Below are 14,159 nucleotides of genomic sequence, written 5' to 3' on the forward strand. Positions count from 1 at the left end.
AGTTGGTGGTTCATGTAGACTGAATAAAACGATTATATATCTTTCTTTTTAAACAAAAAGTGCCCAACAACCCACTCTTGACCTTTTTCATAGCCAAATAATTCAGCACAAGCCATAAAGAAAATCCGCCACCGTTGCCACCAGGCAGCTGCATCTTTGCCATAGGTTTTTTCAAATACGGGCTGCAGCGTATTCGCACTGCGGTCCATATTTTCAAGCCACGCATTTGCAGTACGCTCATAAGCGGTGCCTGACCATTGCCAATGCTGGATCACTTGTAAATGATCCTGAAAATGCAAGAATGTCGATGCCGCCGGCATTAACCCGCCACTGAAGAAATACTTCGACATCCAGTCAAACTCATTTTTGACTTCGAATGGATAATGCAGGAAGCGATGACAGAAAATATGACACCAGAGCAAGCCATCTGGCTTTAACCAGGTACTGATTTTCTCAAACAGCTTCTGATAGTTACGAACATGCTCGAACATTTCAACAGAAACAACACGGTCAAAAGATTCAGCAGCCAACTCAAGTACATTCACATCACAGGTGATCACGCTAAGATTATCAAATTGTTTTAACTTTGCCTGTTCTTGAATGTATGCGCGTTGTGTAGCTGAGTTAGACACGACAGTAATATTTGCCTTTGGATAGTGTTCTGCCATCCACAGACTCAAAGAGCCCCAGCCACAACCGATTTCAAGAATATCTTGCCCATCTTGTAGTTGAGCCCGCTCACAATAGCTTGCCAAAGCCAATTCTTCAGCTTGATCGAGCGTGGTTTTATTGCTGTTAAATAAACTTGCACTGTATTTTAAGCGCTTACCAAGTACCGCCTGAAAGAATTCGGTCGGCAGCTCGTAATGCTGCTCATTGGCTTTGTCCGTTTCAATCGCAATTTCACTGTGTTGAAGCATCCGCAACACTTCCATATAGCGCTGTGCCGCCAGAGCCGGATCAAAACGCCCTTCTTGCGCTAAACGGTTTTTACTTAAATGACGGATCGCTGCACGAATCGCCGGATCTGGCACTTTGCCGCTTTCAATCAATTTTAGGGTTTGTTGAATCATAAAATCCATGTGTGTACCTACTTTTTGGGTTGCCACGGAATAAACATTGAAGTTCGTCTTTGATAATCTTTGTAGTTGTCGCCACGGTGCGCTAGGGCCTGTTGTTCACTAAATGGGATACCGGTGATGTAGTACAAAAACAGCCACATCAAAATCGGATAAATCCAAAGTCCGTACAGTCCTGCCGCCAAGCCTAAGATTGGATAGGCAAACCAGTGCAGCCATTCAAAAAAATAATTGGGATGGCGTGAATATTTCCATAAACCCCGATCCATCGTTTTGCCTTGATTATGCGGATCAAGCTTAAAACGATAGAGTTGCTGGTCGGCAATCGTCTCACCGATCAGTGCTATTAGCATGACTGTCGCAGCCAGCATAACTGCAGGGACTGTCCATTCACTCCATTGCTGTGCTGGAGTGCTCAGCAATTCCAGCATTGGATAGGAAAAAAGCAGCACTAAACCTGCCTGAAAGATGAAAAATGCCAAAAATCCCAAATCCTGATAATTGCCCATGGCTCGGCGCATATTGGCATAACGGGTATCTTCTTTAGTTTCATTGGCATAACGACGAAGCAGGTGCCAGCTCAATCTTAAAAACCAGATTCCAGTTGCCAGTCCCAGAAATAAGCGGACAAGCATAGGAGCACCTTCGACTACCCAAGCCGCCACAATCACATTCAGGGCAATACTAAAGCTCCAGCTAACGTCGACCAGTCCTGCACGCTTGTTATAGGTGACCAGTATCCAGCTGCACAGCATAATAAAAATATTGACTAAAAATAGATAAAGCAGCATCTCCGTATCCTCTATTGTATTGGCACTCAATAAGCACTGGCTTCAAACAGCAGGTGCACATCACTGATGACACCTTCTCTAAAGCCACCTTCGCAGTAACACAAATAGAAATCCCACATGCGCATAAATTTTTCATCAAAGCCAAGTTGCAATACTTCATCACGCTGTGCCAGAAAACGCTGACGCCAACAGTTCAAAGTTTCTGCATAGCTTTGTCCAATATCATCAAGTTGTTTTAGACGCAGTTTTTGTTCTGATGCCACCTGAGCCATCACACTGATACACGGAATAAAGCTTCCTGGAAAAATAAAACGCTTAATATAATCGATGGTATTTAAGGCTTTTTTATAACGTGCGTCTTCAATCGTGATGGCCTGAATCAGTGCCAAACCATTCGGTTTCAACAACTGACGGCATTTACTAAAATAGGTCGGTAAATACTGTTCGCCCACAGCTTCAATCATTTCAATCGAGACCAGTTTGTCGTATTTGCCTTCCAGCAGGCGATAATCTTTGAGCTGCACATCGACCCGATGCGACAGTCCCGCTGCTGTAACTCGGGCCACAGCTTCTTCATGCTGTGCCTTGGATATGGTAATCGTGGTGACTCTACAGCCATAATGCTGGGCCGCATAAATGGCAAAACCACCCCAGCCACTGCCGATTTCAACCAGATGATCCATCGGCTTAAGCTGCAGTTTCTGACAGATCAACTCTTTTTTATAGTCTGATGCTTGCTCCAGACTCATGCTTGGCTCTTTAAATACGGCACTGGAATACATCATGCTGGAATCGAGGAATAGCTTAAAAAAATCATTGCTCAGGTCATAATGCTCGGCAATATTTTTACGGCTGCCATCAATCGAGTTTTTACGTGATTTATACCAAGTCTTTAAAAAGAACTGACTGGCCTTCACCACAGCATTCTGATTCATCCGGTCCAGCACATCACGGTTGCGCGCCAAAATTTGAATCACCTTGACCAGATCATCACTGCTCCAGTAACCCAAAATAAAACCTTCCGCCGCCCCCAGAACACCATTTCTGAACAGTAAATCCATGAGACGTGCGTCATGTACCTGAATCACAGCATGCAAGTCACTGCTTTCCCCCACAATCCCGTTCCAGACCCCTTTGAAGATCAGCTGACCATGCTGCAATTTCAGTAAATGGCGCAAGACCACAGGTAGTGTACTGATTTCTCCCATTAACAATGTTTTCATGGCAATGTATTTCCTTTATCTTTTTTAGGATTTGGGTAAAACGGAATTTTTTTCTTCCATAAACGAAAGGCGTTCAGGTAGATCCCCATGACCATCTTGAATGGTTCGAAGACCTTAAATACAGCATAACGATGCTGCTGTGAAGGATCTGTGATGCTCTGCAGGCTAAAATTCATGGTTGCATCAAATTGCAGAATATTTTGTTCAAACAACTGCATATGGATCACATTCTGCTGATCGGAAAAGCTGAAGCGCCAGCGGTAATCCAAGGCCATTGGCATAAACGGCGACACATGAAAGGCTTTTTGAAAGTCGAACTGATGTGTTTGATACGGTGCATGCACCACTGCATTTTTCCTGCAATCATGGATATAAACTTTACGTTCATTCCACGGTGTATTGGTAATTTCACTAAGTAAGAACAACGGCTGCTCTGTTGCATCAAAGACCAGATAAAACACCACCGAATTAAAACGAAAACCGAGTGTGCGAGGTAATGCCAAGACCCGAATGGCATCAGCATGTGCTATTCGATAGTTTTCTTGTTTGATCAGCAGACGGGAAATTTTCTGCCGAATCGAACCGCATTCCATGTTCAGAAAATCCCGCTCATCCAGAGTCAGAAAGTTCCAGCGGCTAGAGGACCAGAGCCATGATTTTGGGGTAAAAGTTTCAATTTGATCAGGATCAAACCACAAGTAAGTCAGTCGTGCGCTAAATGCATGCGCTTTGGGCAAATAGCGCCGATGGCGTATCTGTGCAGAAGCAACAGCCAATGGATACATGCGCATATAACTCTCCTAAGCGGCCCGCCCAGTCTGGTTTAGCAATTGATCTACAACCCATGAGGCACTTCGTGCGCCATCTTCATGGAAGCCCCATCCCCAGTAAGCGCCGCAGTAGAAAGTACGATTTTGACCATTCACCTCAGCCCAGCGTCTTTGTGCATCAATGGCTTTGGCATCAAATACCGGATGACGGTAATGTCGTTCTACCCATATTTTTTTAGGATCAATGGCAAAATTTGGATTGAGTGTGGCCAAGATTTGAGTGTTGCAGTTGAGGTTTTGCAGCTTGTTCATCCAGTAACTAAAACCATAGTGAACAGCACTGTTCTGGAACGGCGTTTGCTCAGATGCCTGACTTGGGGTGACGTGCACATGCCAGCTCGCCCACTGATGCATGGATTTTGGCATAATGCTGATATCCGAGTGCAACACCATACGGTTAGCCTGATAACGAAAATGACCTAATACATCCAGCTCTTTTTCGGAAGGGTCTTTAAGTAACTTCAGGCTATCATCGGCATGGCTGGCAAAGACCACACAGTCAAAGCGTTCTGTGCCCTGCTGAGTTTCAATCAAGACCTCATTTGCGGTACGTGATACCTGTTCAACCTCGGCTCTTCGGAAGCTAATGTTCTGGGCCTGTTCCTGAATTGCACGGACATAGCTCGCCGAACCGCCTTTCACAGTTTGCCATAATGGACGGTCCTTGAGTTGCAACATGCGGTGATGCTGAAAAAAACTCACCACAAATTTATACGGAATCTGCCCGGCCTGCTCGACTGGACAAGACCACAGCGCGCCGCACATCGGGTATAGATGCTCCTGACGAAAGGCCTCCGAATAAGCATGTTGATTTAAATATTCATCAATACTGAGAGTTGCATCTATATCTTCAACATTCAGATCTTTATTGGCTGCATAGAACCTGAACAAATCCGACAGCATCGCGCGGAAATCAGATTTGAGGAAGTTTTGTGGCCGACGCAATAAAGAGAATTTTTTGGAAGGATTGTATTGCAGCCCTGTGACCTGATTATTGACAGAAAAACCCATATCACTGCTTTGCGAGGCTATGCCGAGCTCTTTCAGCATTGCACAAAACAATGGGTAGTTATGTTCATTAAAGACAATAAAACCACTATCAACTGCGACTTGCTCCCCATCTATATTGAGCTGATGGGTATCGGTATGCCCACCAAAATAATTGTTCTTTTCAAATACGGTAACCTTATGCACTTTGCCTAGCTTCCACGCGGCATAAAGTCCCGAAATGCCAGAGCCAATAATTGCAATTTTCATTATGATTCCCCAGATTGAATATTTTGAGCGTCTTTCTTTGCAGCTTTTTTCTGTTTTCTGGCTTGCGCAATTTTGCTGACCTCATACACCCGTGCCGGAATCGGTTTCAACCCCCAGACCAGTCCGAACCAAGACATAATTTTTAAAATGTAATAGGTCATATCAATTTGCCACCAATAAAACCCTTGGCGGGTACTGCCGGCATAATAGTGATGGTTGTTGTGCCAACCTTCACCTAAAGTAATCAAAGACAAAAATAAATTATTGCGGCTTTGATCGTCTGTATTGAAGTCACGGCTGCCATAGTGATGGGCCAGTGAATTAATACATAAGGTCGCATGCGTCAGTAAAACGGTGGATATCACAAACCCCCATACCAGCAGCTGTAAACCCGACGTGTCCAATTGAGGATAGCTCAGGGCGAGCCACTCTCCCAGTGCATAAATGCCGCTCGCAGTGAGCAGCACCACAATCAGACTAAAACGGTCCAGCCAGATCAATTCACGGTATTTGAGCCAATCTTTAATCACTTCTTTACGGGTAGCAAAGTTATATTCATTCAAAAACCAGCCCACATGACTGTACCAAAACCCATGTGTGGAGGAGTGCGGGTCTTGAATAGTGTCGGTATAACGGTGATGGTATCGGTGATGCGCTGCCCACCACAATGGACCACGCTGTGCACTCATAGTGCCAAGTAATACAAAAATAAATTGCACCACACGTGAAGTCTGAAAGGTCTTATGAGACAAATAGCGGTGAAAAAATGCAGTAATTGAAAACATGCGAATCAGATAAAAGATCAGCATAAAACCAATTGCAAACCAAGATACCCCGACCCAAAACACGGCAAAGCAAGCGAGATGCAGCAGAATAAAGGGCAAGATGCGAAGCCACTGGATTTGAGTATTTTCAGCCGTCGTCGCTTCTGCCTGCGCAGGCATGGACCAGCTATCAACCCATCGCATCAGACTTTTCAGCATAGACTTATCCTAATTGCAAAATATTCTATTTTCTTTCAAAGATTTTAATCGTATTAATATCAATTTTATGTGAAGCAGCATAAAAAAAGCCGAACTGTGAAAGGAGATATTGGCAGTTCGGCAAAGGGCTTTTAAGATTAATGCGGCATTTTGACTAGCTTACTGACGTCGTAGCCATACTGCTGTGCCGTTTGCAGATAAGATTGATAAGTCGCATCCTCGATCTGAGGCTCACGGGACAAGATCCATAAGTATTTATCGCTTGGCCCACCCACCAGTGCAACCTTATAGTCAGGGTCGATGCGTAATACCCAATAATGACCTTTAGTAAAAGGTAACCACCTTAAGCCTTTAGGCAAAAAGCTCACCTTAAGTTTGCTATTGCCTTCATTCTGCGGATAGGCAACACCTTCGGAACTGATCATTTCACCGTTTGCAGTACGACAGCTATTTAATACACCCATCGTTTTATCAGTGTTTACACTGTATTGGGCTGTAATATCTGAAACGCACTTACGTTGAAAATACATCGGTAAATGCGCTATTTCATACCACTTACCTGCGTACTGTTGAATATCGATTTTCTCTACTGCTTGGGGTGCAGTTGTTTCCGCCTGAGCAGTGACAGATAAGCTTAAGCTGATGATCGCCAGTGCCGTACCCGCAATTGACTTTAATAGGGTATTCATTTTCAAGCCTTATTTGATTTTGTAGCAAAGATAACCTAGGGAGATGTGAACAAAGCGTGAAGATAAAATGATTTGTTTCAGTAGTGTTGCTTTTGGAAGCTTTAGACTGACTTATAGTTTTAAGCCATTCTTTGAATCATCTGCGACTGCTATCCCATGCATCTCTACTAGATCCTGACATAGGCATACTGCCTTCAGGCAATAGCATAAACTTAAAGACAAGAGCACTTGCTCTCTATATCCAATAACTTCTCAGGCGGGTTAGCACATTATAATCGATGAAAAAACAGCATCTCCCTATAAAGAATAGACATTAACAGCATGCGCATATTTAGCTGGTGCAAAAAATGGCACCGCTGCTGGAAGGAAGTGAGATAATATTTTTAATGATTTAAACGTGAGTCTAAACAGTGTTTAAAATCAATAAATTAAAAACCGTTTATACTACCTTAAACAATAGGCTCGAATGACATCTGAGGAACGTAGATGCAAATGCTTGGTTTTACGGCCAGCAACCCGTTCACGCCACAATTTAAAACTCGATGGTTTCATATTTTTCCGCATCAAGCAGATCACTGCCGTTTCATTTAAACCATATTCACGCTGGATGGCTTCAAAAGGTGTTCTATCTTCCCAGGCCATTTCGATAATTCTTGATAAGTCTTGTTCAGAAAATTGATGCACGTCACTCTCATCTTTAATCAAAAAATAGTCAAAGCTGATTTTATTAGCTTTAAGCTGCAATAAATTTCATCAACTCACTTATAGAGTTTGAATCGATTTTGATTCGCTGAAAATCATAAAAATATGGGCATGAATTTTTTGTGATTATTTCTAATATTTACTCATGATAAGAAATTAAATAAGCTGATTTTATGACTTTAGCTCTGGGAGTATCTCAAGCATTCACTACAGCTGAAAGTATAGGCTTTGAACGACTTCCGCCTGAAGCGCAATCCACATGCGCACTCATTTCATTTCATTTCGTGTTTAGAATCACTCTGAATTTTTCCATCCAACAGATTAATGGTCCGGTCACATGTTGCCGATAATCTTGGATCATGCGTGACCAACAACACGGCACAGTCATGTTCACGATGTACTTTACGAAATAATTCAAACATTTCCGCAGCAGTTTGAGTATCCAGATTGCCTGTCGGTTCATCAGCCAATAATAGTGCAGGCTGAGTAATGAGTGCACGTGCAATTGCCACCCGCTGCTGCTGTCCACCTGAAAGTTCATTTGGTTTACGATCAGCAAATTTTTCCAAACCTACTGCGGCCAATAATTCATGGGCATATTGCAGCGCAGATTGATCTGGCTTGCCTTGCTTCAGCATTAATGGCATGAGCACATTATTTAAGGCAGTGAAGGCCTGTATAAGATGATGAAACTGAAATACAAAACCAATACTGTGTCCACGTAATGCGGTCCGATCAGTATCATTCATACGGCTGGTCGCCTGACCCAACAAGTACAACTCGCCGCTGCTTGGCTGATCTAATAATCCAAGAATATTCAATAAAGTGCTTTTGCCTGAACCTGAAGGACCAATTAATGCGGCAAAGTCGTTACGTTGAATACACAGATCAATCCCATGTAAAACCTCCACTTCATTGGGTTGCCCAACGTTGTAAGACTTTCGCAATGCTTCTAAACGCAGTACCTCATGAGTTGGATCAGACATGACGAATTGCCTCCACAGGATCAAGTGCTGCTGCTCGACGGGATGGCACTGCAGCAGCTAATACACCCGTGAGTGTCGCCAATAATAATGCGGATAAGATCAGCTGGATTGAAATTGAAATATAAAACAAACCGGGACCAAATTGATTAAATCCCCATATCAGACCATAGCTGACCACACTGCCCAGCAACGAACCAAGCAAACCGAAAATTGCCCCCTGAAATAAGAAAACTCTTAAAATTTGCGCTTGAGTCGCCCCTGTCGCACGTAAAATACCGATTTCCCGAGTCCTTTGCACTACACTCACCGACATCACACTGGCAATACCAAAGGCGACCGAAATCCCCACAAAAACAATAATCATGTTAGTCGATAGGCTCTGAGCAGTAATTGCACTCATTAATTGCGCGTTAGTTTCAATCCAGCTTTCCGCTTTCAATCCAGTCAGCCGTCCAACTTGAGCAGCAATCTGATCCGCCTCAAAAATATTCTTTATCGTCAGATCAATCACAGTCACACCGCCAGGCAAATTAAGTAAAGATTGAGCCTGTTTCAAATCCAGATAAACATAGCGGGCATCCAATTCACGAACGCCCAGTTCAAAAATTCCTGAAACATTTACCACTGCATTTTTCTGCTGCCCAGTGTCTAGCCTTAATTTGCTCCCAACTTGCACCCCTAAGTCTTTGGCCATTTGACGCCCGATTAAGACATTATCCGCACTGACCTTCAATTCACCACTCACCATATATTGCTTTAACGGAATAATCTTTTGATATCGCTCAAGATTGATACCAACCAATGCGACAGATTGAATAGCGTCTCCGCGCTGTACAAATGCTGGACCAGAAACTACAGGAGAAACAGCCGTCAAGACAGGCAACTGATCGAGAGTTTCAGTAATCTTCTGCCAATTATTAATGGAACGTAAGCGCTGCGCACGCTTATCTTCTTGTAACAATTGAAGTGTTCCCGCTGCTGGCGGCACAATATGATTCACCTCATCTGGTGAGATCAAACGAATATGGGCTTGCGTTCCTAAAGTCCGTTCTACAATATTCGATTGCAAACCCTGAATTAAGGCGCTAATGAATACAATAACCGCTACCCCAACCGCGACACCAATGGTAATCATCATCGACTGCGTGCGGCCTTCTCGCAAAAAGCTGATTGCGATCGTCCACTCTGTCCAAAGTCGCCCAAAAAAGTTTTTCAATCGAATTTCACCGGCAATTCATTTTTGCTATTTGTCTGATCCGCCTGATTCTGCACTATAGCTTTAGTTTGCTCTAAACGAACACGGGTTCCATTTTTAAGCACTGATTCGGCATCCGCTAAAACTTGATCACCCTCTTTTAATCCAGCAACAACTTCCGACATAACCAAACCACGCAAACCCAGTGTGATGGAGTGGCGTTGAATTTTGCCACCTCTTACTAGAATAACTTTAGCCTTATTTCCACTTATATTACTTAAAGCATCATTCGGAATCAGCAAAGTCCGCTCGCGCTTATTGGTTTCAACATTTACAGATACTGTCATGTCCTGAAGCAAATAATCAGGTATTGGATCAACTGTTAATCGGACGTCAACTGTGCCACGTTGAGCATCAACATTTGGAGCAATAAAATTAATATGAGCTGGAAAAGGTAGATTCGGGTAGGCATCCGCTATTACTGTCGCTTTTTGCTGCAAAGCCAGCAGCGGTAAATTACGTTCATCAAATGGCACTCGGATTTCAGTAGCTCCATCCAGTGCAATCGTAAAGAGGATCTGACTGGGTTGCACCAAATCTCCAGGCTCGACATTACGTGTTAAAACAATACCAGATACTTCTGCACGAATTTGGGTCTTGGCGAGTTGGGCCTGTAATGCAGCCAGTTTTTCTCGCAACTTGATCTCTTCAACTTTACCTGGGGCAAGAGCTGCAACCTGCAATCGAGCTGTTTCTACATTATTACGGGCAAGTATTTCAGCCTCTATCGATTTCTCCCTTTCCTCTGCTGATAATATTCCTAATTCAGTGTTCCTTCTCCGTGCCGCTTCCCGTTGAGCTTGCTCCAACTGCACTTTGGCATTCGCCAAATCGACTTCGGCTTGCGGACGTTTAGTCGTTGCAAGTTCCTTTAATTCAGTTTCTGCCTGCCGCACCTGCGCTGAAATTTCATCCGATTTCAGTACTAAAAGGACATCCCCTGGTGAAACCCGATCCCCTTCTTGAACAAATCTTTTAAGGACAACCCCTGTAATTTCGCTACCAATCTGAGTTCTGGATACTGTCGCTACGCTTCCTGAAGCAACTACTGTCTGTACCAATCGGCTAGATTCAACTTCATAACCAGCTAATAATGGTCCTTGCCACCAGCGATATGCAGCAAAACTGGCGACTAAAATCAATATTACAATTATAATCAGAGACTTATATCGGGCAACAAACAAATCCATTCTCCATACCAGATTCAAGGAAAGTTTTGAATCACAACACTAATCTTTAGTTGAATATATATGAAAATTTAGTTACAACACATCAAATTAAAAAACACACAATTTTTAAAAAAATTAATTTCTATATATTGTGATAACTTTGCTATTACTAAACAGCAAATTAATGATTTAAATTTATATTTTTTAATAATTTAGCTAAATTATAATAGCTTAAGGTTTTAACATACCTGCTTTAAATAACGTAATACACAGCCATATTTAATAAAGTAGTTGTGGTAGTAGAAATTGAACTCATCCAAAATCGCTAATGAAATCTGTTTATTAAAAAAATTCTCAGTATTTAATAGGTTAATTTTAATTAGCAATTGCTTACATGGAATCCAGAAACAAAAAACCACCTAGGATTAGTACACCTAAGTGGTTGTTTTATATGGTGGGCCCAGACGTTACCATACTTTAATCTAAGCTATTGTTTTAAAAACAATTACTTTAACTAAATAAAAAAAGATACAAACTTGGATACATGGGTTATTTTTGTTACTTTTTGTGTTTATTTTATTTTCTTGAAGTTAAGAGTTGAACCGATTCAGCACTAAGTGAACATCATCATTCAATAAATAATATTCTGGATGTTAGCGATTGTTCTAAACAGACTAAATGACTAAATTAGCTTCTAATCATTGCTGTATAAGGCTTTGTATTTAGCTAGTCACCTGCCAAATGCTGCCTAAATGACTAAGTGAAATAGCTATTTAGCGATCCTTTTAGTCACTTAGTCATCTAGTACAATACTAATTTCCATCTTGAAAGCCCTTAATAGCAAGGATTTCAAGCTAATTTAGTCACTTAGTCACTTTCCCCTAATAAAAGTGGATTTAAAACGACTAGGCGCTTCTTATTAAGCATTTCAACTTTTAAATAATTCGAGTCCTCTAATTGCTGAATAATCATTTCTAAAAGATTCTTATTTTTCTGCATCGGTCTAGGGCATGAAGTCTGCATATAAGAGTAAGTAAGTCTGTCAGTTTTTTGCTGCACACATTTACCTATAAGCCATTTAATAAGCCTTTCAGCTTCACTTTCTGCTTTAATTTCAATATCTGCATACATTGACCATTCATTTAATGAATATTTAATAACCTCACAAGCACCTTTTAATATTTTCGCATCAATACACTGCAAGCCCTCAAAATAAGCGAATACAGTAGCTAGGCGGCGTGCTAATTGACTAGCACGACTGGCAAATGCTTGTAGAAATTCATAACGCTGGCCTTTGGCTTGCAACTCCTCAAAGATATTATAGAAGGCTGCATCAATTTCTCTTGCTGCATCATCCATAGATAGAACGTAGCGACCATTGTGTAATTCATATTCAGGCTTAATCTGAGGGCAGTCATCAAGCAAATACTCACACCGTGTCCAGTAGGCGATAAGCCTGTGGTCGGTACTTACATTCTTATTTCTATAAACTGCGTCCTGTAGGCGTGTACCTGCTAAATTTTCAGGAATGGTTAAGATAAATCTTGGCAAAAATCCCTGACCTCTTAACAATGGGTCTTTTAGCGCATCTGCTAGGACTTCATGTTGCCCTTGTAAGTTAAAGGACAGTCGAGTGTCATAAGCTCGGCCGCTTCCGTTCATGTTTGACTTAGACCGTGTACGCTCCACAAAACCCTCATCAAATAGCTTTGCATAGCCTCCTAGTGCTTGATTACGTGTATCAGCTTTCATGCTATGGCCACCAAAAAACTGACCTGCTTCATCACTTGCAATGGATGCATTATTCAAAATACCGTCAATATATAAACCTGCAATAGATTCAAGAGTTATATCGCTATAAAGGGTACTTGGATCATTGGGTGGTGGATTTTCAGCACAATATGCTTCACGTTCCTTTTTAGGCAGTCCAGCCTGTGCGCTTTTCCATTGTTCAAGCTCACAGCGATATGCTTCATAATGTTTACGCTCATGTTTAATGATTGCCTGATCTGCCAAATTTCTGCTTGTACTCTTGCGGCTTCCACTTTGGCCCTCAGTCAGCAAAAATAAACTGCATGGCTCACCTTGAGGGCTAAAAGGATGCGGTGCATTCACTTTAGCCTGAGCGATATGTGACATCGTAGCAATTACACATTGAGAGGTCATGGCAATGGGGGCTTGAACATGTTCAGAAATAGCTATAACTGCCTCCTTTGCTAATGGCGGCAATGCATCAACAGGATAAACAGCATTTGCTGATGATTCTGCGTGTACAAGCGGTGTCAGTTTCCCCCATTGATTTGTGGAGATTTGAATAAATTTTTCAGGGCTAATTGCTTGCTTTAGCGCGTTAATTTTTTCTAAGAAAAATTGCTTTATTTGTTTGGCTTGAAGTGACTTAAAACTCTCATCCAATTTCACAAATAAGTCCTGATTTTGCTTTGGTTCATTAAAACCAGCCATAGCTCTAAATGTTGTTTCAGGCATACCACTATTTATAATCTGATATGCTGAATCAATATCTTCATTAAATACAACTCCCTCACTAGATCTTGCAATTTTTAAAAATAAGCCTATATCGTCTGTGCCCAACACATATGGTATGTATGCTTTATTTATATTACTTGCAAATACTCCTTTTTCACCTATCACAAAATATACTTTCTTCGAGTCGATCAACTGATATGGTGATTGGTCGGTATCGTATTTTTTAATAGTTCCACTTATCGTATAACCGACAACTTCAGAAAAATTATGAGGGTTTACATGGGGAATTGCATAGCATTCTTCACAGTTATAGTCTGTGTATTCTGGATGAATATAGCTCTCAGTCTTAACTTTAAAATTACGCTCATCAATACAGCCTTGAATCAATTCATTGAGTGAGTGAAATTCTGTTTTATGACCTGTCACTGGATCGGTGCTTATTGCAAATGGAGCGCTAAAAGTGATTTCTACGTTCATTTTTCACCCTCCAAATCTGAATTCGAAGGATTTAAATTTAAAACCCAATTTTTTATTTCATTTTCACGATAAAAAATACGAGCTTGTTTTTTATCTCCGAATTTGATCGGTTTTGGAAAAGTAGGGTCTCTTTGTTGCAGGTTATATATCGTATTTCTACTTGTTTTTAAAATACGGCAAACATCTTTAATTTTGATCAGCATTCTATCTCTCCTCATTTGTCATAAGAAC

General features: G+C 41.7%; 13 protein-coding genes. All 13 read right to left on the reverse strand.

Annotated features, from left to right (window positions below):
• Positions 1–32: 32 nt before the first annotated feature.
• The 13 genes from B9T34_RS00105 to B9T34_RS00165 all read right to left on the reverse strand — a co-directional run bounded on the left by B9T34_RS00105 (position 33) and on the right by B9T34_RS00165 (position 14,131).
• A complete protein-coding gene (locus B9T34_RS00105; RefSeq protein ID WP_086211145.1) occupies positions 33–1,082 on the reverse strand; it encodes an SAM-dependent methyltransferase in 1,050 nt (349 codons plus the stop codon).
• Between the two features lie 8 nt (positions 1,083–1,090).
• Positions 1,091–1,870: a DUF1295 domain-containing protein gene (locus B9T34_RS00110; RefSeq protein ID WP_086211146.1), complete on the reverse strand. Its 780-nt coding sequence runs from the start codon at positions 1,868–1,870 to the stop codon at positions 1,091–1,093.
• A 26-nt stretch (positions 1,871–1,896) separates the two neighbouring features.
• Positions 1,897–3,093, reverse strand: coding sequence for an SAM-dependent methyltransferase (locus B9T34_RS00115; protein ID WP_086211147.1), 1,197 nt, complete (start codon positions 3,091–3,093; stop codon positions 1,897–1,899).
• Complete coding sequence (locus B9T34_RS00120) at positions 3,090–3,884, reverse strand: DUF1365 domain-containing protein (RefSeq protein ID WP_086211148.1); 795 nt, start codon at positions 3,882–3,884, stop codon at positions 3,090–3,092. Before B9T34_RS00120 ends, B9T34_RS00115 begins: the two co-directional genes overlap by 4 nt.
• A gap of 9 nt (positions 3,885–3,893) precedes the next feature.
• Positions 3,894–5,180, reverse strand: coding sequence for an NAD(P)/FAD-dependent oxidoreductase (locus B9T34_RS00125; protein ID WP_086211149.1), 1,287 nt, complete (start codon positions 5,178–5,180; stop codon positions 3,894–3,896).
• Positions 5,180–6,163 carry an acyl-CoA desaturase gene (locus B9T34_RS00130; RefSeq protein WP_086211150.1) on the reverse strand — a complete coding sequence of 328 codons (984 nt, stop codon included), beginning with the start codon at positions 6,161–6,163 and terminating at the stop codon, positions 5,180–5,182. The genes B9T34_RS00125 and B9T34_RS00130 overlap by 1 nt, the downstream gene beginning before the upstream one ends.
• 137 nt (positions 6,164–6,300) lie before the next feature.
• Positions 6,301–6,852 (reverse strand): lipocalin family protein, encoded by a 552-nt coding sequence (locus B9T34_RS00135; protein ID WP_086211151.1) that lies wholly within the window; start codon positions 6,850–6,852, stop codon positions 6,301–6,303.
• A 444-nt stretch (positions 6,853–7,296) separates the two neighbouring features.
• The gene (locus tag B9T34_RS00140) at positions 7,297–7,536 is read right to left on the reverse strand and encodes a TIGR03643 family protein (protein ID WP_086211626.1); all 240 of its coding nucleotides are present in this window, start codon (positions 7,534–7,536) and stop codon (positions 7,297–7,299) included.
• Positions 7,537–7,826: 290 nt separating this feature from the next.
• Positions 7,827–8,540, reverse strand: coding sequence for an ABC transporter ATP-binding protein (locus B9T34_RS00145; protein WP_086211152.1), 714 nt, complete (start codon positions 8,538–8,540; stop codon positions 7,827–7,829).
• Positions 8,533–9,756 (reverse strand): ABC transporter permease, encoded by a 1,224-nt coding sequence (locus B9T34_RS00150; protein WP_086211153.1) that lies wholly within the window; start codon positions 9,754–9,756, stop codon positions 8,533–8,535. Before B9T34_RS00150 ends, B9T34_RS00145 begins: the two co-directional genes overlap by 8 nt.
• Complete coding sequence (locus tag B9T34_RS00155) at positions 9,753–10,979, reverse strand: efflux RND transporter periplasmic adaptor subunit (RefSeq protein WP_086211627.1); 1,227 nt, start codon at positions 10,977–10,979, stop codon at positions 9,753–9,755. The genes B9T34_RS00150 and B9T34_RS00155 overlap by 4 nt, the downstream gene beginning before the upstream one ends.
• Positions 10,980–11,831: 852 nt before the next feature.
• Positions 11,832–13,928, reverse strand: a complete 2,097-nt coding sequence (locus tag B9T34_RS00160; protein ID WP_228147377.1) for a DUF3987 domain-containing protein — start codon at positions 13,926–13,928, stop codon at positions 11,832–11,834.
• Positions 13,925–14,131 carry a helix-turn-helix transcriptional regulator gene (locus tag B9T34_RS00165; protein ID WP_086211154.1) on the reverse strand — a complete coding sequence of 69 codons (207 nt, stop codon included), beginning with the start codon at positions 14,129–14,131 and terminating at the stop codon, positions 13,925–13,927. The genes B9T34_RS00160 and B9T34_RS00165 overlap by 4 nt, the downstream gene beginning before the upstream one ends.
• Positions 14,132–14,159: the final 28 nt, after the last annotated feature.

The sequence above is a fragment of the Acinetobacter sp. ANC 3813 genome (assembly GCF_002135435.1).
Classification (GTDB): Bacteria; Pseudomonadota; Gammaproteobacteria; order Pseudomonadales; family Moraxellaceae; genus Acinetobacter.

Excerpts from the sequence above, each read along its gene's own strand:
- B9T34_RS00105 (WP_086211145.1), bottom strand. The coding sequence starts at position 1,082 with ATGGATTTTATGATTCAACAAACCCTAAAATTGATTGAAAGCGGCAAA.
- B9T34_RS00110 (WP_086211146.1), bottom strand. The coding sequence starts at position 1,870 with ATGCTGCTTTATCTATTTTTAGTCAATATTTTTATTATGCTGTGCAGC.
- B9T34_RS00115 (WP_086211147.1), bottom strand. The coding sequence starts at position 3,093 with ATGAAAACATTGTTAATGGGAGAAATCAGTACACTACCTGTGGTCTTG.
- B9T34_RS00120 (WP_086211148.1), bottom strand. The coding sequence starts at position 3,884 with ATGCGCATGTATCCATTGGCTGTTGCTTCTGCACAGATACGCCATCGG.
- B9T34_RS00125 (WP_086211149.1), bottom strand. The coding sequence starts at position 5,180 with ATGAAAATTGCAATTATTGGCTCTGGCATTTCGGGACTTTATGCCGCG.
- B9T34_RS00130 (WP_086211150.1), bottom strand. The coding sequence starts at position 6,163 with ATGCTGAAAAGTCTGATGCGATGGGTTGATAGCTGGTCCATGCCTGCG.
- B9T34_RS00135 (WP_086211151.1), bottom strand. The coding sequence starts at position 6,852 with ATGAATACCCTATTAAAGTCAATTGCGGGTACGGCACTGGCGATCATC.
- B9T34_RS00145 (WP_086211152.1), bottom strand. The coding sequence starts at position 8,540 with ATGTCTGATCCAACTCATGAGGTACTGCGTTTAGAAGCATTGCGAAAG.
- B9T34_RS00160 (WP_228147377.1), bottom strand. The coding sequence starts at position 13,928 with ATGAACGTAGAAATCACTTTTAGCGCTCCATTTGCAATAAGCACCGAT.
- B9T34_RS00165 (WP_086211154.1), bottom strand. The coding sequence starts at position 14,131 with ATGCTGATCAAAATTAAAGATGTTTGCCGTATTTTAAAAACAAGTAGA.